This window comes from Neobacillus sp. YX16 (assembly GCF_030123505.1).
Taxonomy (GTDB): domain Bacteria; phylum Bacillota; class Bacilli; order Bacillales; family Cytobacillaceae; genus Neobacillus.
The window spans coordinates 2,501,441-2,526,493 of sequence record NZ_CP126115.1 but is presented as its reverse complement, the minus strand read 5'-3'; the positions used below and the strand labels follow the sequence as shown (position 1 = coordinate 2,526,493).

At 38.7% G+C, this 25,053-nt stretch carries 24 protein-coding genes; 7 read left to right on the top strand and 17 right to left on the bottom strand.

Annotation, left to right across the window (positions count from 1 at the left end; genetic code table 11):
* Positions 1-2 precede the first annotated feature (2 nt).
* The 13 genes from QNH48_RS12030 to QNH48_RS11970 form a co-directional block, all read right to left on the bottom strand.
* Positions 3-464, bottom strand: coding sequence for a MarR family winged helix-turn-helix transcriptional regulator (locus QNH48_RS12030; RefSeq protein WP_283955107.1), 462 nt, complete (start codon positions 462-464; stop codon positions 3-5).
* A gap of 147 nt (positions 465-611) precedes the next feature.
* Positions 612-1,196, bottom strand: a complete 585-nt coding sequence (gene clpP, locus QNH48_RS12025; RefSeq protein WP_283955106.1) for an ATP-dependent Clp endopeptidase proteolytic subunit ClpP — start codon at positions 1,194-1,196, stop codon at positions 612-614.
* Positions 1,197-1,226: 30 nt separating this feature from the next.
* Positions 1,227-1,949 carry a sigma factor-like helix-turn-helix DNA-binding protein gene (locus QNH48_RS12020; protein ID WP_283955105.1) on the bottom strand — a complete coding sequence of 241 codons (723 nt, stop codon included), beginning with the start codon at positions 1,947-1,949 and terminating at the stop codon, positions 1,227-1,229.
* A 124-nt stretch (positions 1,950-2,073) separates the two neighbouring features.
* Positions 2,074-2,877 (bottom strand): serine hydrolase, encoded by an 804-nt coding sequence (locus QNH48_RS12015; protein ID WP_283955104.1) that lies wholly within the window; start codon positions 2,875-2,877, stop codon positions 2,074-2,076.
* Positions 2,878-2,880: 3 nt separating this feature from the next.
* Positions 2,881-3,885, bottom strand: coding sequence for an ABC transporter ATP-binding protein (locus tag QNH48_RS12010; protein WP_283955103.1), 1,005 nt, complete (start codon positions 3,883-3,885; stop codon positions 2,881-2,883).
* 1 nt (position 3,886) lies between these two features.
* Positions 3,887-4,798, bottom strand: coding sequence for a C40 family peptidase (locus QNH48_RS12005; RefSeq protein ID WP_283955102.1), 912 nt, complete (start codon positions 4,796-4,798; stop codon positions 3,887-3,889).
* Entirely contained in the window at positions 4,791-5,891 is a 1,101-nt protein-coding gene (locus tag QNH48_RS12000; RefSeq protein ID WP_283955101.1) for a mandelate racemase/muconate lactonizing enzyme family protein, read from the bottom strand. The genes QNH48_RS12005 and QNH48_RS12000 overlap by 8 nt, the downstream gene beginning before the upstream one ends.
* A 12-nt stretch (positions 5,892-5,903) precedes the next feature.
* Positions 5,904-6,827, bottom strand: coding sequence for a S66 peptidase family protein (locus QNH48_RS11995; RefSeq protein WP_283955100.1), 924 nt, complete (start codon positions 6,825-6,827; stop codon positions 5,904-5,906).
* 79 nt (positions 6,828-6,906) lie between these two features.
* Complete coding sequence (locus tag QNH48_RS11990; RefSeq protein ID WP_283955099.1) at positions 6,907-8,538, bottom strand: peptide ABC transporter substrate-binding protein; 1,632 nt, start codon at positions 8,536-8,538, stop codon at positions 6,907-6,909.
* Positions 8,539-8,561: 23 nt separating this feature from the next.
* Entirely contained in the window at positions 8,562-9,566 is a 1,005-nt protein-coding gene (locus QNH48_RS11985) for an ABC transporter ATP-binding protein (RefSeq protein ID WP_283955098.1), read from the bottom strand.
* 4 nt (positions 9,567-9,570) lie between these two features.
* Complete coding sequence (locus QNH48_RS11980) at positions 9,571-10,524, bottom strand: ABC transporter permease (protein WP_095248708.1); 954 nt, start codon at positions 10,522-10,524, stop codon at positions 9,571-9,573.
* Entirely contained in the window at positions 10,525-11,457 is a 933-nt protein-coding gene (locus QNH48_RS11975; RefSeq protein ID WP_283955097.1) for an ABC transporter permease, read from the bottom strand.
* Between the two features lie 13 nt (positions 11,458-11,470).
* Positions 11,471-12,295: a M55 family metallopeptidase gene (locus tag QNH48_RS11970; RefSeq protein WP_283955096.1), complete on the bottom strand. Its 825-nt coding sequence runs from the start codon at positions 12,293-12,295 to the stop codon at positions 11,471-11,473.
* A 300-nt stretch (positions 12,296-12,595) separates the two neighbouring features.
* On the opposite strand from QNH48_RS11970, the gene QNH48_RS11965 reads away from it, so the two are divergent.
* On the top strand, positions 12,596-14,032 hold the full coding sequence (locus QNH48_RS11965) for a TerD family protein (protein WP_283955095.1): 1,437 nt from the start codon (positions 12,596-12,598) through the stop codon (positions 14,030-14,032).
* 45 nt (positions 14,033-14,077) lie between these two features.
* Here QNH48_RS11965 and selB read toward each other — a convergent pair whose 3' ends face one another.
* Positions 14,078-15,934 carry a selenocysteine-specific translation elongation factor gene (gene selB, locus QNH48_RS11960; RefSeq protein ID WP_283955754.1) on the bottom strand — a complete coding sequence of 619 codons (1,857 nt, stop codon included), beginning with the start codon at positions 15,932-15,934 and terminating at the stop codon, positions 14,078-14,080.
* A 98-nt stretch (positions 15,935-16,032) separates the two neighbouring features.
* Positions 16,033-16,839, bottom strand: coding sequence for a type II pantothenate kinase (coaW, locus tag QNH48_RS11955; protein WP_283955094.1), 807 nt, complete (start codon positions 16,837-16,839; stop codon positions 16,033-16,035).
* Between the two features lie 165 nt (positions 16,840-17,004).
* Here coaW and QNH48_RS11950 point away from each other — a divergent pair, with 165 nt between their 5' ends.
* Complete coding sequence (locus tag QNH48_RS11950; RefSeq protein ID WP_283955093.1) at positions 17,005-17,418, top strand: hypothetical protein; 414 nt, start codon at positions 17,005-17,007, stop codon at positions 17,416-17,418.
* Between the two features lie 24 nt (positions 17,419-17,442).
* Here the strand turns inward: QNH48_RS11950 and QNH48_RS11945 are convergent, their stop codons facing one another.
* The gene (locus QNH48_RS11945) at positions 17,443-17,928 is read right to left on the bottom strand and encodes a hypothetical protein (RefSeq protein WP_283955092.1); all 486 of its coding nucleotides are present in this window, start codon (positions 17,926-17,928) and stop codon (positions 17,443-17,445) included.
* Positions 17,929-18,497: 569 nt separating this feature from the next.
* Between QNH48_RS11945 and QNH48_RS11940 the strand changes: the two genes are divergently transcribed.
* From QNH48_RS11940 to QNH48_RS11920, 5 genes are read left to right on the top strand one after another with little or no spacing between them, the layout of a single operon-like run.
* Positions 18,498-19,148, top strand: coding sequence for a hypothetical protein (locus QNH48_RS11940; RefSeq protein WP_283955091.1), 651 nt, complete (start codon positions 18,498-18,500; stop codon positions 19,146-19,148).
* A gap of 16 nt (positions 19,149-19,164) precedes the next feature.
* Entirely contained in the window at positions 19,165-20,301 is a 1,137-nt protein-coding gene (locus tag QNH48_RS11935; RefSeq protein ID WP_283955090.1) for a glycosyltransferase family 4 protein, read from the top strand.
* A 40-nt stretch (positions 20,302-20,341) separates the two neighbouring features.
* Positions 20,342-21,331 (top strand): aminoglycoside phosphotransferase family protein, encoded by a 990-nt coding sequence (locus tag QNH48_RS11930; protein ID WP_283955089.1) that lies wholly within the window; start codon positions 20,342-20,344, stop codon positions 21,329-21,331.
* Positions 21,328-23,274 (top strand): hypothetical protein, encoded by a 1,947-nt coding sequence (locus tag QNH48_RS11925; RefSeq protein ID WP_283955088.1) that lies wholly within the window; start codon positions 21,328-21,330, stop codon positions 23,272-23,274. Before QNH48_RS11930 ends, QNH48_RS11925 begins: the two co-directional genes overlap by 4 nt.
* A 22-nt stretch (positions 23,275-23,296) precedes the next feature.
* Positions 23,297-24,070 (top strand): HipA family kinase, encoded by a 774-nt coding sequence (locus QNH48_RS11920; RefSeq protein WP_283955087.1) that lies wholly within the window; start codon positions 23,297-23,299, stop codon positions 24,068-24,070.
* Between the two features lie 284 nt (positions 24,071-24,354).
* On the opposite strand, the gene QNH48_RS11915 is transcribed toward QNH48_RS11920, so the two are convergent.
* Positions 24,355-24,978 (bottom strand): hypothetical protein, encoded by a 624-nt coding sequence (locus QNH48_RS11915; RefSeq protein ID WP_283955086.1) that lies wholly within the window; start codon positions 24,976-24,978, stop codon positions 24,355-24,357.
* Between the last annotated feature and the right edge of the window lie 75 nt (positions 24,979-25,053).

Below are 25,053 nucleotides of genomic sequence, written 5' to 3'. Positions count from 1 at the left end.
GTTTATTCCCCCACTTCTTCCTTTTTCATGGTAGTTAATATCAGGGCTAATTTTTCATAGGTATTAATAAAATTAGTAATTTCTGTTTCATCAAATTGGGTGATAAATGACTCTACTAAAAGGTGTACTTTTTCCTGAGTTTTGTTGTGCAGCTCGTTTCCTTTTTCGCTTAAAGTTAGATAAACAACTCTTCTGTCATTTTCATCACGGGTTCTATCAATGAGACCTCTGTCTGCTAACCGGTTGATAATAGCAGTTATTGCACTTTTATTTACATCAAAGGCTTCTGCCAATTCAGACGATGTGCAATTATGCGATTGCTTTATATAACTTAGAATATAGTGCTGGTCAGTGGTTAAATCCTCTCCTATCTGACACTTAAGTAAAGATGCTGCTTTCTTATTGACATCAAAAGAAACGGACACATACCGGTCGATTAATTCCTGAATGACTTTTTTATCCATTGTCCATTTCACCTCACTTTTTAAAATTAGTTAACCTGTTAAACTATTCACCTGTTTAACTATAAGACATGTCATAAAAGGTGTCAATAAAAAAAGGCCAGCGAATGGCTAACCTTTTTCTTCATATTTTGCATTATTATTTTTGATTTATTCTTTGGGGTATAGAATCTCATCGATAATTCCGTATGCTTTGGCTTCTTCGGCGCTCATAAAGTAATCTCTGTCTGTATCTTTTGCTACTTTTTCAATGGTTTGGCCTGTTCTGTCGGCAATGATCTGATTAATATGTTCACGCAACTTTAGGATGCGTCTTGCAGAGATTTCTATTTCGGTTGCCTGCCCTCTAACGCCACCAAGCGGCTGATGAATCATAATTTCACTATTTGGCAAAGCATAACGTTTGCCTTTTGTACCGGCCAGCAGCAGCATCGCTCCAAATGATGCGGCCATTCCTGTACAAATGGTACGAATATCTGGCTTAATGTATTGCATGGTATCATAGATAGCAAACCCAGCTGAGGTGGACCCTCCTGGGCTATTTATATAAAGTGAAATTTCTTTATCAGGCGCGTCCGCCGCTAAAAATAATAATTGAGCCACCACGCTGTTCGCCGTGTGATCATTAATTTCATCACCGATAATAATAATTCGATCCTTCAATAAACGAGAATAAATATCATAGGACCGTTCACCACGGTTAGATTGTTCAATAACATATGGAATTGTACTCATTGATAAATCCTCCTTGAAAGCAGATATTGGCTAAGCAGCCATACAGAGAGTGCTTGAAGGAGTGTGAATTCTATACGATCCAATATTTCTTGAAACAAGCTGCGAAACATCCATAACACTTTTGAATGATGAGAGTGAATCAATTAATACGCTAGGATCTTGGACTTTTAACGATTCATCAAATAAATCAGCTAATTTATCTCGTTCTTCTTCATCCCAAAATAATTCCATAGGGGAGGAACGATCATTTTCATTTATTTTTTCAAGACGTTTTTTAGAACGATTCAAATTGGACTTTATAGCCATTTCTGTTGTCCCAAGAATAGCTGCAATTTCCTTTGAGTGGTATTGAAATGCTTCTTTGAGCATAAAAATGACGGCTTGTTTTGGTGTGAAATGCTTAACCAATAAATCAACCGAATTCATCCTATCATCAGTCTGACTCGCTGCTAATTGACTAGAAATTTCATGATTTATATGATTTGATTCGTTTTTTCTTTTTCTAACCACATCAATCCAATGATTGTAAGCAATCTTATTTACCAAAGCTGAGGTCATCTTATGCTTTGCAGTGGAATATTTCTTAGCTTTCAAATAAACTTCTTGAGCGATATCTTCGCCATCCCATTTATTTTGGGCTAAAAAGTGACAATATCGCTGTAGTTTTGGATAAAATTCAATCCAAAAAGAATCATCTGTCTTATTTTCATGTTGTTGGTCTTCCCTGGTGTTCTCACTAAATCCATTTGACATTGTGTTCACTCCTTTAACACTCTCTACCCTATAAACGTTTCAAAATGGAAAAAAGATACGGGGTAAAACATTTCTTTTATAAAAAAACTGACTCGGGATGTACCCAAATCAGTATCATTACTAACTATTCCAGCAAATTTTTGTGTGTTCGGATGAAAAAATCAGAAATATGTTTTCCAATGTTCCTTATGATTTGTTTTGCTTCATTTTGATCGATGACACTCTCCGTCAAAACAGCAACATAGCCTTTTCTGCCTTGATATTCAAATATAGCACAATCGTGCTCAACACTCGGAAGTTCCCCGGTTTTATTTACTACCGTGATCTTTTCTAGGTTCACCATTGCAGGGAGCTTATCTCTAAATTGCTGATGTCTTAATGCATGATACGCAATTGGAGGTCCTGTGATTCCAATAACATCGTTTATTTCATTCAACAATTTAAGGGAATGAATCATTTCTCTCGAATTTGTAAAGTTGTCGATTCCTTTTTCAATTGCAGCAAAATCCATCATTTTTCTGTTTAACTTAGTGTGTTCAAATCCGATTTCTTTTATAAAAGCATTGATTTTCTCCATCCCCAATAAATCAATCAGAATATTGGTCGCTGTGTTATCTGAAACGATAATCATCAAGGTCATTAAGTCTTTTACTGTCAATGATAACTGATCAGATAGTGCATATAAAATTCCTGATCCGCCTGCTCTATTTTCCTTTGAAATGGGAATCAGTTGTTCTACGTCGAGTTCGCCTATCTTATGCCTCCCAAGCCCTGCTAGTAAAATGGGAATTTTTATTAAACTTGCCGAACGAAACACCTCTTCGCTATCGATATAGAAATTTCCATCGTCTTCTATTTCTATTGTTAAGCCGATCCGCCCATCGAATCCACAGAGTTCTTTACGAATTTTCTCTTTTAATATTTCCATAGTCTACTTAGTAACCGCAACCTGTGAATAATCATGGTCACCTGTTTTGTTTTTATCATATAAATGACACGCGACGAAATGGCTTGCTTCAACTTCCCTCCAGCTTGGTTTTTCAGAGGAGCAAACTTCCATCGCCATCGGGCAGCGAGTTCGGAAGACGCAGCCGCTTGGTGGATTGATTGGGCTTGGCAGCTCTCCTTTTAAAATTATCCGTTCACGCTGATCCTCAATGTCAGGATCTGGAATCGGAATCGCAGACAGCAGCGCCTGTGTGTATGGATGCAGAGGTTTTTTATATAACTCATTGCTTTCTGTCAATTCAACTAATTGTCCTAAATACATAACCCCAATTCGGTCACTAATTTGTTTCACCATCGAGAGATCATGAGCGATAAATAGATAGGTTAACCCTTTTTCTTTCTGAAGGCGCTTTAACAAATTCACCACTTGTGCTTGTACAGATACATCAAGCGCAGAAATCGGCTCATCAGCGATAATAAACTCCGGATCTAATGCTAGAGCACGGGCGATGCCAATCCTTTGACGCTGTCCGCCGCTGAATTCATGCGGATAGCGATTGGCATGGTTGCGATTTAACCCAACATCCTCTAGTAATTGATAGACTCGTTTTAACCGCTCTTGTTTATTCGGGTATATGCCATGAACTTCCATGGGCTCGGATATTATTTCAGCTACTGTTGATCTTGGATTTAAGGATGCATAAGGATCTTGAAAGATCATCTGCATTTGTCTATGAAAGGTATGTCTTTCCTTAGACTTTAAAGTATGAATGTTTTTTCCATTAAAAATAACTTCACCTTCGGTTTGGTTATAGAGTCCGATAATGGTTCTTCCAGCTGTAGACTTCCCACAACCTGATTCACCAACAATTCCAAAGGTTTCCCCTTTATTGATATGAAAAGAAACACCATCCACTGCTTTTAAGATTTCATTTTTTCCTAAATGAAAATGTTTCTTTAAATTGTTTACTTGTAATAATTTCACCATACTATGCCTCCGATTCAACCCAATATCGCCTTGCTGCACAAAGTTCTTGTTCATAGATTGTTCCAGCTAATGAAATAATTTCAACTGTTTTTCCTGTATTAGGAGAATGGAGTAATTTTCCGTCACCATAATAAATTCCAACATGATGAATCCTGCCCTTTCCTTCTTCATAGGCAAAAAATAGCAAATCACCTGGTTTTATTTCTTCTGTACTGACTTCTTCTCCTGCATTTGCCTGGTCGTTTGCATCGCGTGGTATGATATACCCATTTGCTTTACACATGGAATAGGTGAAACCTGAGCAATCATATCCGTAGCTGCTCATTCCGCCCCATAAGTATGAAAGATTAAGAAATCTTTCTCCATCGGCAACAATGTTAGTTCCATTTCCCTTATAGCGATTTGCCAGCGATTCATAAATGGTAACATGGTCTGAATTCAGCAAATCTGTCCCATCAGGAGTTTTTACTAGAACCTTTCCTTCACCTTCTTTTAATAAAGGTAGAATGGTTTGATAAGAGAGTTCAATATTTGATTCTTCTAAAAATGTTTTAGGATTCGTGATAATAACAACCGGACCTTCATTAATATTCCAGTCCAATGGACATTTCACCAATTGAGATGACGGAACCCAGCCAGGGTAGCCCTTCATATTTTTTGATGTCGGCTGATCCGGAATAATAATATGCGCCCAATTCTCTTTCTCTTCGATTACGATGACTTCTTCGCCATATAAAAGCTGAGTTTGTACAAGGTTTTGTTCGCACAACCCAAGTCTTGTTTCAAATGTTAACCCTTCTAACCATCGATCGATGTCGACCGGATTACTAACTGCTGGCACATCCAATTCTCTTGCAGAGTTATACGATGTCCACACAGTTGCTACTGGGACATTTACTAGTCGTTTATCCAACCGTAACCCCTCCTTCTATCGTTACATGCTTAATTCCGAGGCCAGGACAATCTGGAAGTGTGATAAATCTATTTTGATAATGAATACCGCCCTCAACAATATCCTTCACCAGCATAAGTGGTGCATCAAAATCGAATCGAGTAATATTTTGTTTGCTAGCCGCAAAATGTGCTGCTGCCGTGATACCAAGTCTAGTTTCAATCATGCTTCCAACCATGCACTCTACTCCACATGTTTCAGCGAGCTGATTGATAATCTGAGCTTGATAGATTCCGCCCGCTTTCATCAGCTTAATATTAATTAAATCAGCGCTTCTTGTCTTTAAAACTTGAAATGCCTGCTTAGGTGTAAAAACACTTTCATCTGCCATAATCAGCGTATCAACAGAATCGGTAACCTGTTTTAGCCCCTCTAGATCGTCCGCTTTCACTGGCTGTTCCACTAATTCTATTCGTAAATCAATATCCTCCATTTTACGAATAGTTGTAATCGCATCTTTTGCGGTCCAGCCTTGATTGGCATCCAACCGAATTTTTATGGTATTGCCCACTCTTTTTCTAATCTCCTTGATTCGTTCTAAATCCTTTGAGACATCGTCTTTCCCAACCTTAACCTTTAATACATTAAAGCCTTTTTGAATATAAGATACCGCATCGTCACCCATTTCTTCAGGACCATTCACACTAACGGTAAAATCAGTCTCTAGCAATTTCTTGTGCCCGCCAAGGAACTGGTATAGCGGAAGTTTACAAAATTGGGATATACAATCATACAAGGCCATATCAATTGCAGCTTTCGCACTAGAGTTTCCTACCATAATAGTCTTTAATCCTTGAAAAATTAATTCATAGTTTAGAAGACTTTTATTTTCAAGAAATGGTTTAATTACCTGGAGAATCGCTGATTCAATACTTAACAGGCTATCACCTGTAATAACCACAGTTGGAGGTGCTTCGCCCCAACCAGTAATTCCATTATCACACGTTACTCTTACAAAAATCGCTTCTGCTGTTGTAACCGTTCTTAATGCTGTTTTAAAAGGTTTGATGAGTGGAACGGCTACTCGAAATGTTTCAATATCCTTAATAATCATGATTTTCCCCCTTTAAAAGATGCCGCTTTCAACGATTAAACTTCTATTACTCGTATTTAAGTCAGCCTTTACTCCCAATGGAATGGATATATGAGGATTACAATGTCCGATCATGAACCCTTTTAAGGACGGTTTATTGGCTGACAAAACATAATGGTTAATAACTTCTTCAAGAGTTAAAGACAGTTCCCTTTTTGATGTACAATCACAAAAATCTCCAATAACGATCCCAACTACCTCATCTAGTTTCCCAGCCATTTTAAGTTGATTCAGCATCCGATCTACTGATCTTGGTTCTTCATTCACATCTTCAATAAATAAAATCTTACCGGTCGTATCAATTTCAAATGGAGTTCCGAGAGTGCTGACTATAAGGGATAAATTTCCGCCAACAAGTTCACCACTAGCAACACCCTCCACCAATGTCTCTAAAGGAGAAAAGCGCTCTGTATAACTTACATCAGTTGGCTTAAATAATTGCTGAAAACCTTGTTTTGAATATGTATAAGTGTCCTCCTTTCCAATATCCGACCCCAGCATGGGGCCATGAAAAGTAATCAGACCTGTTTCTTGCCTTATAGCAGTATGTAAAAAAGTAATATCACTATAACCCCAAAAAATCTTCGGGTTTGCTCTTATTATTTCGTAATCAATATTTGCTGCCAGTCTCCCCGTTCCATAGCCGCCACATGCACAAAAAATTGCCTTCACTTCAGAATCGAGAAACATAGCATGTAAATCATCTAACCTTTCTTCATCGATTCCTGCTAAATAGCCATAGATTTTTTCAACACTCTTTCCGACCTTTACCCGTAATCCTAATCCCTTTAAAAACTCTATTCCTTTTTCGAGATTTTTTTGATTTGGCGGGCTAGCTGGAGCAATTACTCCAACGGTATCCCCTGTGTGCAGACGGTTTGGTTTTAGTAAACTCATCAAAACACCCTTTCTCACCTTTTGTCAGTCTAAAATTTTAGGACAAAAGGGATGTTCAGCGAACATCCCTTTCCTTGATTTACTTTTTATCCGCGGACTTTAATTCTAAGTATCCAACTGGATGACGGACAATTCCTGTCACACTTTCATTCTGTAAATATACTTGGTTATAGAAGTGGATTGGAATGATTGGTGCTTCTTCAAAGAGAATCTTTTCGGCTTTATACATAAAGTCAAATCGTTTCTTTTCATCTGATTCATTTTTCGCATCCTTAACCAATTGGTCAAATTCTGCATTGCTCCAGCCTGTACGATTCATAGAATGTCCAGTTTGGAAGTTTTCCACAAAGTTAATTGGATCTGCATAGTCTGCAAGGAATGAACTGCGTGACAGCTGGAATTTTAATGCTTTTTGATCTGTTGCAAATACATTCGATTCCATATTGGCAAGTTTTACGTCAACACCTAAATTTTCCTTAAACATTTGCTGAAGGGCTTCAGCAATTTTCTTGTGTGAATCAAGAGTGTTATAAGTCAATGTTACTTCAGGAAGAGTTGAATAGCCCTCCTCTTCCATTCCCTTTTTCAATAGCTCCTTCGCTTGTTCTACATTCGTTTTAAGTAAGTCACCATTTGTTTCACGGAAGTCTTTGCCTGCTGCATCCGTAAAGCCGTATGAAACAAAACCATATGCGGGCTTTTCTTTATTTTTGGTAACTAAATCTACAATTTGCTTTTGGTCAACAGCCATCGCAAATGCTTTACGGATATTAACATTCTGGAAAGGTTCCATTGTTACATTAAAACGATAGAAATACTCACCTGCTTGGTCCTCTACTTTGACATCGCCGTCTTTAAACAATGATTCTGCTAAATCCGCGGGAACGTCAGAGGTATCAAGTTCACCAGTCTTGAACATTTGATATTCCGTATTGGTATCATCAACCATAGCCCAATGGATTTTATCTAATTTAACATTTTTGGCATCCCAGTATTTGTCGTTCTTTACCATTGTGAAATCACTGTCATGGTTCCATTCTGTTAATGCAAATGGACCGTTACCAACGAAAGAATCTGCTTCAGAAAACCATTCTGGATTCTCAGTTGCTACTTTTTCGTTGATTGGGAAAAACGCTGGATTTGCAATAACACTTAAGAAATAAGCCTGCGGACTTGTTAATGTAACTTCAAATGTTTTCGGATCTACTGCTTTTACTTTCACATCGTCCGCTGTTCCTTTTTCTGTATTAAAGGCTTCTCCGCCCTCAATAAAATAGCCTAAAAATGCTGCTCCAGAACCTATTTTTGGATCTAATAGCCGTTTCCAAGCAAATACAAAGTCATCTGCTGTTAAATCATCACCATTAGACCAATTTGCATCTTCACGGATGTGGAAGGTATAGGTTTTGCCATCCTCTGATACATCCCATTTTTCGGCTGTTGCAGCTTTTGGCTGATGATTTTCGTCTAAACGGGTTAATCCTTCCATGATATTATTTAACGCATTCCACGATACCGCATCAAAACCGATAGGCGGGTCAAATGATGTAGGCTCTTGTCCGTTATTTAGATAGAGGACCTTTTCCGTTTTTTCCTTAGAATCACCATTTCCGTCATCCTTTGGCTCGCTTCCAGAATCATTAGTTGCTGTACATGCGGCTAAAGCAAATAACATCAAAAAAGAGACCATCATCGTAATAAACTTCTTCATCTTCTTCCCCCTAAATAATAGTTTTATATTTTTACAAACGTTGAAACCAATTTATTGGCGCGTTCGTCCTGCAGCCAGCAATCCACATGGTGGTTGTTGCTTAGCGAGGATTGAACCGGATACACTCGTTCACACACTTCCATTGAATACTTACAGCGTGCAGCAAAGGCACAGCCTGCAGGTGGTGAAAATAAGTCAGGCGGTGTTCCTGGAATCGGGACCAGCTCAGCCTTTTCAATATCTAATCGTGGCACAGATTGAAGCAGTCCAATGGTGTAAGGGTGCTGAGGGCGATAGAAGATTTCCCTTCTGCTTCCTATTTCCACAATCTTACCGGCATACATAACTGCCACTCGATCGGCAACTTGGGCCACTACCCCCAAATCATGCGTAATTAAAATAATTGAAACACCTGTTTTTTTCTGTATATCACGGAACAATTCCAGGATTTGTGCCTGAATAGTTACATCTAGAGCCGTAGTCGGTTCATCTGCAATTAACACGTCGGGACTGCACACTAGCGCCATCGCAATCACAATCCGCTGGCGCATCCCGCCGCTAAACTGATGAGGGTACTGTTTTAAACGTGCTTCAGGGCTCGGAATACCAACAAGTTGGAGCATTTCAACCGCAGCCTTTTTGGCCTCTGCCCTTGATATCTTTTCATGCTCCATGATTCCTTCCATAATTTGTTCACCAATGGTAAGTGTGGGATTTAAAGCGGTCATGGGATCCTGAAAAATCATGGATATATTAGCACCACGAATTTTCCGCAGTTCAGGTTCTTTTAACTGGATTAAATCCATATTATTAAAAAGGATTTCTCCACCTGCGATTCTCCCTGGCGGTTCAGGAATCAATCTCATGATACTTTGGGAGGTTACACTTTTCCCACAGCCGGATTCCCCGACAATGGCAAGCGTTTCCCCTTTATGTAAATCAAAACTGACCCCGCGAACCGCCTGGACCTCACCGCCGTACGTGGAAAAGGAGACTTGAAGGTCTTTAACCTGAAGGATTTTTTCCATGATGTTACCTCCTCAGTTTCGGATCAAGAGCATCCTGCAGCCCATCACCCAAAACATTAAATGCAAACATAGTTAATGATATAAATAGAGTTGGAAAAAACAATCGCCACCAGTATCCTGATAGAATCGTAGACAAACCATCATTGGCCATGACTCCCCAGCTTGCATGCGGTGCTTGAATTCCAAGGCCGATAAAACTTAAAAACGCTTCTGCAAAAATAGCTGATGGAATCGTAAGAGTCATTTGGACAATGATTGGTCCCATTGTATTTGGTAAAAGATTCTTGCGAATAATCCTTCCTGTTTTCGTTCCAAATGTTTTGGATGCCAATACAAATTCATAGTTTTTAATTTGTAAGACTTGTCCGCGGACAAGTCTCGCCATACCAACCCATCCGGTTATCGACAGCGCTAGGATGATCGTTGTTAACCCTGGACCAATCACTACCATGACCAAAATAACAACAAGTAAATAAGGAAGACCATACAAAATCTCCACGAACCTCATCATGAGATTATCGGTTTTTCCTCCTTTGTAACCAGCAATCCCTCCATAAACAACACCAATAATAAAGTCAATAAGGGCGGCAACTAAACCAACAAATAGAGATATACGGGCACCGTATGCTGTTCGTGTAAATACATCTCTTCCTAAATCATCTGTCCCAAACCAATATTCACTGGATGGCGGCAGATTTTGAGAGGTTAACTTTTGTGTTTCAACCGAGTGAGGTGAAATAATGGGACCAAAAATGGCGAATATAGCTACCAAGATCAAAAACGCCATCCCAGCCATAGCCAGTTTATTTTTTAAAAGCCGGTACCACGAATCTTTCCAATACGACAAGCTAGGTCTTACGACAGCTTCTGCTTCTGATTGATTTTGTACCTTAGGGACAAACCATTCATCAGGAATACCAGGCGAAATATTCTGTTCTTCCTGTTTACGCAGTTCCATTTACTTCGCCTCCTTTTTGTGGAGCTTGATTCTAGGGTCCAATACTCCGTATGCAAGATCGACTAAAAAAAGCATGAGAATCAAAATCGCACTATAAAAAACGGTGGTACCCATTATGACCGGAAAATCACGGTTATTGATACTATCAACAAAATATTTTCCCATCCCTGGAATTGCAAAAATTTTCTCAATTACAAACGTCCCAGTTAAAATACTCGCTGCTAATGAACCTAAGACAGTCACTACAGGGAGAAGAGCATTTCTTAAAGCATGTTTAAAAACAATTTTAACGGGTGATAATCCTTTTGCTTTTGCAGTCCTTATATAATCCTGTGTTAGAACCTCAAGCATACTTGAACGAGTTAACCTCGCAATAATCGCCATTGGACCTGTTGCCAAAGCTAAAATTGGCAGTACCATATGTTTCGGGCTAGTCCAGGTTGCAACCGGAAAAATAGGAAAATTAACAGCTAGTTGTTCAATTAAAAATGTTGCCATTACAAAGTTTGGTATCGATATTCCAAGGACAGCAATACTCATCGAAAGATAATCGATCACTCCATTATGACGAAGGGCGGCAATAATCCCGAGTGTAATTCCAGAAATGACCGCGAGGAAAAGTGTATAACATCCTAGTTCAAAACTAACCGGAAATCCCCTTCCCAGCATTTCATTGACAGTCTGTGATGATTTTTTGATAGATGGACCAAGGTCTAGGTGCAGTAGAGCGGATAAGTAGTTTCCATATTGGACTAAGAGAGGTTCGTCTAGATGATAATAAGCTTCGAGGTTTTTTTGAATTGCTTCGTTCGTTGTTCTTTCTTCATTAAATGGTGATCCCGGAACCGAGTGCATTAAGAAGAATGTCCCTGTTATGATAAGCCAAAGAGTAATAATCATGGCTATAAATCGTTTGATAAAATATGTATTCATGCTTTGTCCTTTCCTAACAGAATGTAGTTCTCATCGCTAATTCAGTCATGACAAGCATTGCTTGATATGCTTCCAATATATTTTTGGCTTGAAAACGGACAATAGTTGTTTCAGGTACGATTTCTGTTCCTGGCATTAGGTTGGCCCACTCTGCTTGTCCATAGTTAGCAAATTCAATTCCTAACAAAGGACAATCAGGCGGGATAAGCGGCTTTACAGATCCTTTATTTCTTAATGCGTAAGCTGCTTTTTCACGGATAAGTTGTCCTGCTTTTGCAGGTGTTAAGGATTTTGCAGCAGACCGTGAAATAGACTCTTTTACTACAGCTGTTGTGACATTGGGAATAAGCTTTTCAGCCTCATTAGCGGCACCATCATCACCCGCTACCATTAAGACAGGTACATCATAATACCCAGCAACATAGGCATTAAACCCTAATTCTCCAACAGCCACATCATTAATGTACATATTCCGGACTCCAAAAATCATTGAATGGGACATTACTCCTTTTAAAGAAGCACGGGCATGATAGCCAACAAAGATGGCTCCATCAAAAGATTCATCCAAGCCCTGAACCATGGAAAAAGGCTTCACATCACCTGTAATAAGTTGTGTTTCAGGATGCAGCCTTTCGATTAGCAAGTTATTCATTTTGGAATGGCTGTCGTTTACAACTACCTCCTTCCACTCTTGTTCAAAAGCAGTCGTTACAACATGGTTTGCCTCATCTGTCATGATGATTCGGCTCCGTTCATAATTATGCTTGTTGGAATCGACATGGGTGTGATCAACTAGACCTGTTATTCCTTCCATATCTACAGATATGTATAATTTCATATTCAACCCCCTAATTTGAAATTCTTAATTTTCTTAAAATTATAAATTATTATTCTACTTTTTTCAATTTATTTTTAAAATATTATTTCAAAATGGTTCTTACCGAAGAAAACTATTTTATTTTAGGTTCGCTTTGTTGGATTTGTAATAGAAGGAATGAAAAAATAATAATTTTGAAACTTTATCATCACTTACCTCGTAGTTATAGTAAATGAAATAATTGAAAGTAAGTTCAATCTTCTACATAATTAGGTTTATAAATGAAAATAGGAATAATAAACATGATAAGGAGTGGAAAATTTGGGAGTTACGCTTAGTAAAGGACAAAAAGTTGATTTAACAAAGTCACATCCTGGTCTGCAAAACGTTGTGGTTGGTTTAGGATGGGATATTGCACATAATGGTTCTAACTTTGACTTGGATGCCTCAACCTTTTTATTAGGGCAAACTGGTAAGGTTCAAAGTGATCAGGATTTTATTTTTTATAATAATCCATCTGGCGGCAATGGCTCCATTAATTACAGCGGGGATAACCGAAATGGCGCTGGAGAACGGGATGACGAACAAATCAGGATTGATTTACAAAGAGTTCCGAGCCATATCCATCGAATTGCTTTTACGATTACGATTCATGACGCTCAAATGAAGCAGCAAAATTTTGGACAAATCTCTAATTCATATGTTCGTATCTTTAATGAACAAACCAATGAGGAACTACTTCGTTTTAATCTTGGCAGAGATTTTACTGTTGAAACTGCGATTGTTGCTGCTGAACTATACCGCCATAACGGAGAATGGAAGTTTAATGCAATTGCCAGCGGTTTTCAAGGGGGACTGGCTGCTTTATGCCGCAATTTTGGGGTATCAGTAGATGATTCACCGGCACCGGCACCGGCACCAACACCACCTGTGCAGCAAAATCTTTTTAATAACAATCAAAACCAATTTAATAACCAAAATACATTTAATCAAAATCAATATGGTCCTACCCATTATCAGCAAAACCAACAACAGCGAATTCATTTACAGCCGGAATCTTCCAATTCGCAGCCAGCTTTTGGATATCCAACCCAAACCTCTTCGCCGAACAACCATCGTACATATGGAGATGATATTCATTGTCCGCGCTGTAATTCATCAAATGTTCGAACAGGGCAAAAGGGATTTGGATTGGGGAAAGCAGCTATTGGCGGGTTAATTCTAGGGCCTGTAGGTTTACTTGGCGGTTTTATTGGTAAAAACCAATTAAAGTTTACTTGTAACAGCTGTGGTAACAATTGGTCTCCAAATCAAACGGACATTACAGAATGGGCAAATCAGTCAAAAAGAAAAGCTCAGGAATTGTTTAACCGATACAAAAGCCAGGATGTTTTAGAGGCAGTAGTAGCAGCATGTGCACTGGTTTCCATGGCAGACGGATATTTGGATGCCACTGAACGTCAGAAAATGATTGAATTTGTTAATTCCAGCGAAGAGTTACGCGTCTTTGACAGCAATAAGGTCATTCAAAGATTTAATTATTTTGTTTCGCGGATTGAAGCCGACCGGATGATTGGACGGGCTGAAGCCTTCCGTGCACTTGGAAAAATTAGATCAAAACCAGAAATTGCCCGTTTAGTTGCTCGCTATTGTATTGCTATTGGGTATGCAGACGGTAATTTTGACCACAATGAAATGCAAATGGTCAGCGATATTTGCCGCGAGTTAGGATTAAATCCTGGCGAATTTCTTTCATAGTAAGTAAAACCTCAATCCACTACTTTGGATTGAGGTTTTTACTGCTTATTTTTGCCAAACCCGTTTATTTTCCACTCGTTTTGTATGACCTTTAGAATCTAATCTTTCTAAAAATGGAATCATATATTTACGCGAAAGTTCAAGGATTCCCTTGGCATCCCCTACCTCAAACTCTTGTCCGGTACCACTTCGCAGTTTTTCAACGGCCTCTTTAAAGACATCACCGTGATAAACAAATTGCTCATCTAAATGGACGACTAACTCCTGCTCTTCAAGATAACGTCTTAAATCAGCCTCTAAATGCTCTGGAATACCAGAATCAGAAAAATAGTCTTTATAATAACGAACCTTTAGCTCATCCTTCTTTAATTCACCTAGCATGTTCTCAGCCCGTTTTTGCCAGCTTTTCGGTACATGTGGAACAAAGTTTGCCAATGAAACAAACTGTTCTTTTCGCTTAAAGACTTCATTTGCAATCCCGTTTTCCACCACAAAGTCAATTAGCGGTTTCGGAAATCTTTTTTGCATGAACTGCAAAAGTTCAGCCTTATTAAGGCCAAGTTTCATGGAATACAATTGATGGAATTCCTGTAAACGATCATAAATGTCTTCTTCAATCGAATTAATTAATATTTTGAGTGTAAATTCTTTACCATTGTATGAGACAAATTCATCATCATCTAAAAACTCATTTAAGGTTTCCTCTTCAAGTGCAGTCCTTTTTATTAACTCATTAAGAGATAGGCTTTTTGCTTCATAAATGGCAGCCGTTATCCGTTCCTTTGGCGAACCTTCTTTTTTCTTTTCAAGTTCTTCAATCGTTTGATTTCCAAACCGATATTTATTCCCTCTAGGATCGATTACCCAGCCGCCGCCAATCGTCTCTTGCGGACTTGGACGCCGTAAAATAAAGCGATCACCCCGCTTAGTGAGGATTTCTTCCTCTAAACGAAGCTGACATAGTATTTCATCGTTTTCTTCTTTAATCTCGTTTCTGTCAAAAAAAACAATCCGTCCCATTACCTCTGTGGTTCCAATATGAAGCTTAATCGGCATCCGCTGTTTCACCATATGTTCGAGATCTTCAACTACCCGTATTGCTACATCCACTGTTTTCGTAACAATAAAGTGTTCAGATGATACTAAAACATTACCGCGTTCTAAATCCTCTTTCGAAACGCCCGAAAGATTAATGGCTGTACGCTGGCCAGCATATGCTTTTTGCGCTTCCTTATGATGAACCTGAATTTGCCTTGCTTTCACTTCGAGTCCCTGCGGCATTATCTTCAGTGTTTGACCTTCTTCCACGTTTCCTTCATAAACCGTTCCACGAACCACCGTCCCTTGACCTTTTACCGTAAATACCTGGTCAATCGGCAGACGAAACGCCCCTTTTGCATCTCTCATTTCCTGCTCTTTTAACGTTTTGATGATTAACTCTTTTAACTCTTCTACGCCCTTTTTCGAAAGGCTGTCCACTAATACAAACGGGGCATCCTCAAAGACACTCCCTGTTAATTCTTCTAAAATATCATCCTTTACAAGCTCAATAAATTCTTCATCAACCCTGTCAATTTTAGAAATCGCAACCAGCCCGTTTTTTACTCCTAAGAACCTTAGAATATCCAGATGCTCTCTAGTTTGCGGCATGACTCCTTCATCAGCTGCAACAACTAGTACCACAAGGTCAATTCCTGCAACCCCGGCAATCATTTGCCGAATAAAGCGCTCATGTCCCGGCACGTCAATAACCGAAATTTGAATATCCTGATCCTCATATAATGGAGCAAATCCAAGTTCAATCGAAATTTGTCGTTCTTTTTCTTCCTTTAATCTATCAGTATCGACATTGGTCAGGGCTTTCGTCAAGGAAGTTTTACCATGATCGATATGTCCAGCCATGCCTATTGTAAAATATCGTTTTTCCAAGTTGCCACCTACTTTTTTCGGTCTTCCTTTTTACTTTATCCTTAAAGAACACATAGTTCAAGAGAACATTCTTAGACACTTAAATATGCTCCAATCGCCCCGCAATATTCACCCTTTTCCAAAAATACCGTAGTTAAACCTAACATATTCAAATAGTATTCTAGTCCATGTTTTAATGATTGATTCCCAATAATTGCAGTTCCGATGATGACCACACTTTTTACTCGATTAATAGTTGCTGCCTGCGAGGTTAACAATACAATGTTTTCAGCGATCATATTGGAAAGTGCGGCCAGTCTGTCCGCTTCCTTGTGGTTCAGTTTTTTACCCTTAGCAAAGTTCGCAGCTGTTAAATCACCATGAATGGGACTGTCTGCTGCTTCATAAATATCCTTAACAAGCATGTCCACGTTTCCTTTATTTCCTTCTTCAGCGAGAACAGTAAGCAGTTGATAATCCTGTACTTTTGTTAGTAAAGAACCTAGCCCCGTAAATGTACCTCCACCCATTCCACTGCCAAGAATTCGCTCCGCTTTTTCCCCGCTTACCAGATGCCACGATGTTCCCGTACCGATATTTACAACCAAGTAGGTTTCTTCTATACTCTTATTTTCTTTTGCTAGTAAAAAACGTGCACCCTCACATGTAGCTTGAAATTCAGGGATTAACGCGCTGTCTTGAAAATAACAATTTTGTATACCAAAAGCTTTACCGCCTGTAATGGAAACTTTTAAAGAGGGAGCTACCATTTTCAACCACGAAATGGCGGAATCCAGCTTGTTTATTGAAAATTTCTTAAAATGCATTCTCCCATTTTCCTGATAAACGATTTTGATTAAAGATCCACCAGCATCAATTCCTGCAGTAATCTGTTGCATCGCTCCCACTCCTTCAAAAGAACTGTTTTTATTACTTATTTGACAATAATCCTTATTTATCCTGCTTTTTCATTTCACGAATCCTCCACATTCAGCCCGTTCAAGGCAACTATTTATGTGCTATGGTGTAGAAAAGAATTCTATTACAACAAAGGAAGATTTTAAATGAAGAGAATCGCTTGGCCTATTGTTATAGGACTGACACTGTTAGTGGGTTGTCAAAACACTGAACCTAAAGAAGAAACAAAACAACCAACAGAACAAAATCAACAGGAGAAATCAATTAAAACGGAAACAAACACTACTTTCCCTTATCCAAATCTATTATCTGATAGTGATCAATCCTATTCGCTTTTAGTTATCGGGGATAATGATAATCCGATTGAAAAAAATAATAAAATCACTGAAAAAGTCAATAATATTTTGAGTCTGCCTGAGCTTGAAATGTCACAGCAATCATATCCCGAGCTTAACATTGAGACAGAACCGGCATATATTCTTTTTGACCAAGCTGGGGTGGTTTATCAAGGAAAGAATCTTAAAGAGTTAACAACGTACCTAGAAAAAAATACAAAATAAAAACCAGAACATTTTCTGGTTTTTTTAATGCTTAAATTCAACCAACCGATAATAGATAATAAGAATGCTTTGGAAAAATAAATAAAAACATATTGAGTACACGATTTGATACCCATTCTTATAATGAAAAACTCCAACATTGTAAAGAAACCATTCATAGCAAATTGAAATTATTGTCGCAATGGATATATAGAAAACAATATATATATCGCTTAAACAAAACTTTTTATAAAAGTAGAGGAAAAAATAGCCGTAAGGTGGATAAAGGAGATAGACAACGAGATCCATACCAGTATATCTGGGACCATCCATAATATCATAATAATCAAATGGGGTTACTCCAAAAGAGTTATCCATGATACTCGCAACAGTTAAACTGAAGAGAAAGATAAGGACCCTGAATTGTTTAGAGAATAATATTGGGATAAAGAAATAAATACCCCACGTAATGATAACACCCACTAGAACACAGTAATCATTTAAATCAAATCCTGTTTCAGTCCACGACATTATTTTCACCCCCTGAACTCAAATCCAAACCTCTAAACCATTTCAAGGTGAATAAAAGACTGCACAAAAAGATTGAATAGTATATAAAAGTATAAAAATGATTCCAGCGTTTAAAGGATTACAGGTCTTGGAATACGTTTATTAAATCAACCGAAACGATAATCAAGCTAAATAGTAAATAAAACAGTATTTTTTTAGTACGGGTGCTTCGAAAAATCAGCAAGGTGAATCAGGAAATCAATAATGGAGCAAATATATTTTTATAAATAAGAACAGCAATAAATAACTCTGTTTCTGTGGTGGTTTTCATCCACTTAAATGTGTCGAACAACCCCTATTAATTCTGTTTTCTTGAACCTTTCATGAAATCGTTCCTTAAGATTGACTCGCCCTTTTCTTTTTAATAATTGTTGAATTTTTTTTAGGTTGAAAAACTATTTTCTTAGTGTTTTCGCCAAATTTTTCATAAGCTGGACAAGCGTTGAGTTTCCTTTTCGATCTTTATCATATCTTAATAGTAGATTAATATTTTTTACATTTTTTTAATATAAAGAGGGAGATGAAGCATTATGCAACATAAGTCTAAGAATTCCGATGAAGCAATGTTAATCAATGAGATTAACAAAATAAAGGTGACGAAGCCTGAATCTACAGGAATAATCATTCATAATCCGACAGACCTTCCTATCATCATCCAGGAAGAGAAGCGTGTTGTCATTGGCATTGATGCAACTCGTTGTGCAGCGTATTTCGAAGAAGAGGAAAAAGCCGAAAAAGAGTTTCAGGCCCTTCAGATGGGAGCGGAACGAGGAATTACTCCAATTGTTTATGAAAGAAGAGGGACTTATGTAGTAATGGAGTCCATACAAGCGCCGACTATAGCTGATTACCTGAAAAACAATCCTTTAACCATTGAATTAATACAAAAGCTTCTTGGTCTTCTCGATGATTTTAAGGCAATTGGTTTTACCCGTCTTGATCACGACCCCGCATTCATTTTCTTAATGCCGGATGGAAGTCTTAAGGTAGTAAACTTACACCGCCATAACAAACTACCACCTAAGCAGTTTCCACAGCGAATGATCAAGGGAATGGGTAATCAGGTTACTGTTTTTCTCCAGTACGTAAAAGAATTTGAACCCACTTTGTATAACACTTGGAAAAATCATCCTAAGTTCAATGCCACTATCGCAAAAGCAAAGTTAGGTAAAAGTCAATAGGAGGTGCTTGGAATTCATGAAAGTAGCAATGATTAGCTGGGAATATCCACCGCAATTTTCCGGGGGGTTGGGCATCCACTGTCAAGCCATTGTTCGAGAATTGACAAGCATCGGGGTTAGTGTTGATTTTTACCTCCCTGCGTTTAAGAAGCTAGAATTTGAAACTCCAGATGGCATGACAATTCAGCATGTACAGATGAGCAAGCCTTTTTCGAATTATTCATATTTAGGTAGTGTCATTTGGGATTCTGTGATGGATTTCCGTAATCGTCTGGATGAAGTATTTAATCCGGAAGGTATCGATCTCATTCATGCGCACGATTGGATGGGTGTATATGCAGCAACAGGAATCGCGCAAAAATACAAGATCCCCCTCATCTGGACTGTTCATTCGACAGAATTTGATCGAGCAGCTGGCAAGTCATATAATCCAATGATTTTTACCATTGAACAAGAAGCATTGGGTACAGTGAATCATACAATTTCGGTCTCTCAAAGGACAAAACAAATTCTGATTGACCGCTACAGTGCCGATCCGGAAAAAATAACCGCCATCTACAATGGCATTGACGTCTCTTCTTTTGATCAGCTGGCGACCCGTGATTATCAAAAAACAGACGGACATATCTTATTTCTTGGCAGATTGACCGGTCAGAAAGCTCCGGATGATTTTTTGCAGGCAGCTCAACTTGTTCTTACAGAACGTAATGATGTCCGCTTTTTGCTTGCAGGGGAGGGTGACTTGCTCCATAAGTTACGTCTCAAAGCACGCCGCTTGAAAATTGATGATCGCGTTGAGTTCGCAGGCAGAGTCTTAGGGGAGAAATTGCAAGAATGTTACAAAAATGCCATTATGTTCGTTCTTCCAGCGAGATCTGAACCATTTGGAATAACCGTATTGGAAGCGATGGCCGCAGGGATCCCGGTAATCATCTCAACTACAACCGGAGTTGGGGAAATTATTAAGAATGTACAGGTCATTGAGCCGAATCAGCCGAAGGAACTGGCAAAAGCGATTATTCATCTGTTAGACACCCCAGAGCTAAGACAAGCCTTAGGGCAAAAAGGTGCGGTAGAGGCACGGTCATTTTCTTGGAGCCATGCAGCTGAGAATACTCGCCAATTATATTTAAAGCTTTTAAACACTACGTAATAAGCTTTTTTATTTTATCAGGAAAGGAGTTAATAAAAATATGTCAAACGAAGCACAAATTCCTGCCATTGAGGATATCATTTCAGCCTATCAAGATTGCTATGGAACAAGCCGAAAGGTTCAAAAGGCTGTACTTATTTCCTCCACCCCTAAAATACGGAAAATGATCCTAGAATATCTTGTAACCTACCGTAATCAAGATGGAGAGTTGGAAGAAGAATCATTAATTGGAAAAGTGTATTCTGATCAAAAAAAAGGAATTGAAAGCTATCGGTTTATGCAATATTTGTGGAACAATGGATTTGGTTCTGACCCTCAGTATACGATAGTACAACCCATCGCTTATATACAGAAATGGAGATTGATGATTATGTCTAAGTCGCCTGGCAAAACATTGGACGATTGTATACATGATCCAAATATGAATAGCAAGCAGCTAGCCTTTCTGATTGCAGACTGGTTGACACGAATGCATGAGATTCCTCTTACAGAGATCCGCGAAGCGACACGAACAAGAGCCAATGCTGACGTGAGGCGTTTTTATGAGGATCTTACAGAACGAATACCAAAAGAAAAAGCAAAGCTAAAATCTATATATGATAAATTTATTGAAAATTCAGAAAAAACCAGAACAAATGAAGCAGTGTTACTTCATGGTGACTTTCATACAAAAAATGTATTTTTGCATGAGAAAAAAGTCATTGCGATTGATTTTGATCACCATTTTGCAGGTGACCCCGCCTGGGATGTAGCATATTTGGCATGTCAAATTCAGGTAAGCAGCTTTTTCAAGAAAGGGAATTTTGATTTTTTTCAACCAATGATTAAGTATTTCATTGAAAAGTATTTTGATGCTCATCCTGCCTACGACAAACAGTCATTTCTTGATCGAATCTCTTTATACAGCGCTCGTTCCCTTTTTGAAAGCCTGCACTATGAATTATGTGTCCTAAATACAGGAAAATTTACCATTATAGATCCTTTTCTTACCAAGTGCGAGCTGTATTTGCAAGGAACGGGTTATAAATGAGCGGTCCATCCATTCCCATTGCCATCGTTCACCATGCCAATCAATACCTGATTACAAACGGCTACGACAATCGTCCGGGTATCGATGAGATTATTGGGCCTCCTGACGCTACCTCCAGTTTACGAGCAGTATTTGATCTCCATTCCCAATATAACATACCCTTCCATCTCCATATTAGCGGTACGTTTATCGAAGCATGCGCCTGGTTTGAACCGCTTTTTCTTGAAGAAATTGTTGAATTAAGAAAATCGGGATTAGTAGAGATTATTGGTTCTACGTATGCCCAAAATATTATGCCTTTGTTTGATCGCGAACATAATCGCTATCAAGTTGAAGAAGAACTGTGTCTGTTCGAAACGTGGCTTGGATCCGAAATTTCTGAGGTAACGGGATTTTGGGTTCCTGAACGAGTATGGAATACCCAAAAACTAGCTAATATTCTTACTGATACAAGTCTTCCTAATGGAGGGTTTCAATATGTTCTAGTGGATGACCGCTTGATCTTATCTAATGCTTCACGTGGAAACTTTGATCTTAATCCGCGCTTTATTCCCGAACTATTTGAAGCTCATCGTATTGAGGGGAGTCAAGGTTTAATCGCGCTTCCGCTCTCTTATGAAATGCGTTTATCTATCCCTCTTGAAACAGAGAAGCATGAACAACGATTAAATATTCTAATGTCGCAAATGCAGCAAGAGATCATTAACGGTCGAGACGTAATTGCAATCTATGGCGATGATATGGAGAAGGTTGCAGGAATTCCACCCTGGAATCCTCATGCCGTTGAACATTATCGTTGTTTCCTTGAATGGTTGATTAATAGACAAGATGTTACACCCGTTCTTCTTCAGTCATGGTTAGCTAATCACAAAATTCAACCCCAGCGTCCTATCGGAACTGGTACCTACCGAGAGCTGGCTACAGAGTTTGGAGCTGGTGAAGATTATATGAATTGGGCTAATTCACAGGCTTGGGCTCCTTATCAACGATCCTTGATCAAAACGTGGGATGAGCTAAAAAAGCTTTCATCTAAGACTAATCCACAGTCTTCATTACTTGAACTAGCACGAAAACACTTTCTTGCTTGTACTTATGAAACAGGTTGGCACGACGCTCCAAACAGTATTCACAGCGATCCAGACAGCAGCGGTGTCCCATTACCCGCTCCTTGGGCACGCGCAGTCGCTAGTCATGTTCGGGCAACCTCAATCCTGATGGAGGCAGTAAAATGGGAAAATGATTGCGATAACTCCAGCCTCATTCATGCTTTTGAAGTTGATTTAGATAATGACGGTCATAAGGAAGTCATATTACGAAATAATGTTTTAGCCGCAGTGATTTCGCCTCGTTTCGGCGGGCGTATCATTTACCTGTTTTTTTATAATGAAGTTGATGGACAGCTTATCGTTGGTAATCCATCAGACGACTGGAATTGGTTGGAGGAACTAAACGACTTTATGGACGTTCCAATGAATCATCCAGGCGCATTGGCAGATTATGGATTTGAACATGACACATATGATCTACTTTCTCTCACGATAAAAGAAGATCAAGAAGTTGAGCTCGTGATCGTGAACAAGCAATTAAACAGTGCTGCCTATGGGATGACCAAACACTTTTTACTCAAAAAAGGACAAGGTGAAATCAATATTAAATATGACCATATCCCTTCAAACATTTTGCCTCTATCACTCGATATTGGTTTATCACCAGACTACTTGCGACTATTGCGCGAAGGCCGCTCCGACATTCTCCCTTACCAAATTGAGAACAAGAGAGGGTTTCAAAATGGGAAAGTGATTTCTTGGGTTTCCCTAAAGTCAGAGAATATCATTTGGAGGATGCCTCGTATTCCTATTTTCGGACACGGCTTTTGTTTGGGGCTTACGGTCACATCTACCTCTGCTTCATTTTGTCTAGGAGCAGAGTCTTCATCATATTAGAAAAAGGAGGATTTAAATTAGTATGAATCAGAACATACATCCTTTTAAGCTGCTGGATACTTTCTTTAAAGGTTATTCCAAACCTCAGCACATTCTTTTTAGTGATGGTCGCACGTATGTAGTGAAGTTCAAAAATAATCCATCTGGAACGAGGGTTATGGTAAACGAGTACATTGCCGGTAAATTAGGCCAACTTCTCTCCCTTCCGGTTGTACCTTTTGAAGTGGTACAAATAGAAGATGATTTTATTAAGGAGTCTCCAGTTCTTTCTAAACACAAGTTCACCTCTGGAAGCCAGTTTGCCAGTTTGTTTATTGACAATTGTATTCAACTCTTAAGGGATTCGCAGAATGAACACGTAAAAGTAAGCAATCGAGATCATCTCGCCTTAATGATGGTATTCGATCTTTGGATAGGCAATACAGATCGTAAAGAGAACAATGTCCTGCTCGAACCCGCTGAGGAAGGGGAGTATTATCTCCATATGATCGACCATGGCCGTTGTTTTTCTGAGGCGAAATGGACCGTCAAAACACTAAGGAAAATGCCTAACGTGTCTGTTAACCTAAACGTTCATAAGTGGTGCGTTTCTTTACTGCAAAGTCAAAACGAGATAAATGCAGCGATTGAAAAAATAATGGCAATACCAGAAAAGGCAATTCATGAAGTAATCAAATCGATCCCTGACGACTGGGATGTATCGGAATTGGAAAGGGAGGCGCTTGTCACCCACCTTGTTAATGCAAAACAACTATTACCAGAGCTAAATTTACAATCCAAAAAAAAGAAAAAATAAAGGAATAAAGGTTCTGCCTCATGGCAGAACCTTTTCTAGGCTAAAAAGAAAGGATAAATTTTTCAAATTTATCCTTTCTTTTCGAGCATTAGTGCACTAAGGAAGGGCTCAGTAAGCTTAAGCATCCCAGTCGAAAAGCTGTGCTTTTCGACGAACTACGTCTCATTAACCGCCTTTAAGGGCTCGCCTATCGGCGAGTCTTCTAGACAAAATAAAACCTTTCTCTCATAGGTGTTACAGAGTAAATGAAGCGAATAGAATGAGGGAAAAACTGTACACTTAACCTATACTTGTCCTTTCACTTTCGTCATTAAATCGAGAAAATCAGGATCATTTACCCAGCGATTAAACCATTTAGGACTAATTTCTTGGACAAATCGAACGAAATCTTCAGCGTTAACCCCCATATCACCAATTAGTTTTTTTGCTAAGAGGACAGGCTGAGGTTTAATCATGTGAACCACATCAATTACTTTCATTTTCCCATCAGGAACCACATAGATGTGCCGTGCAGAATGATCGAAACGATTGTAGCCTGCTTGTTCAAATGAATCCAATACATCAATAATTTTGGCCGTTAATTCCTTGTCAAGTGGATTCTGGTCTAAATATTCGAAAAGAGTTGGATATTTCAAGTATTCCATAACAATAAAATTTTCTCCCGTTAAATACACCTTTGGACAAATGCCAATATTACCTCCAAGTTGCAATCCATGAAGCTCACGATCCAGGTCTTGTTTCACACAGTAGATTTTCACACAGCGATTTTCATCTATTTGAAAAACAGCCCCTTGGTGTCCTTTTCCCAATAACTTAAAACTTGTTGGGTTATTAATTTCCACACTGCCCGATTGTTTCGATATATGAATTTTATCCAGTTTATCGACAATCTCATTTTCCAAATTCACTCTCAACAGCCCCTTTCATATGTCTGAATATCTGATTACTATATTAGAATATGTTCAAAGTAAGGTGCCTGTGCT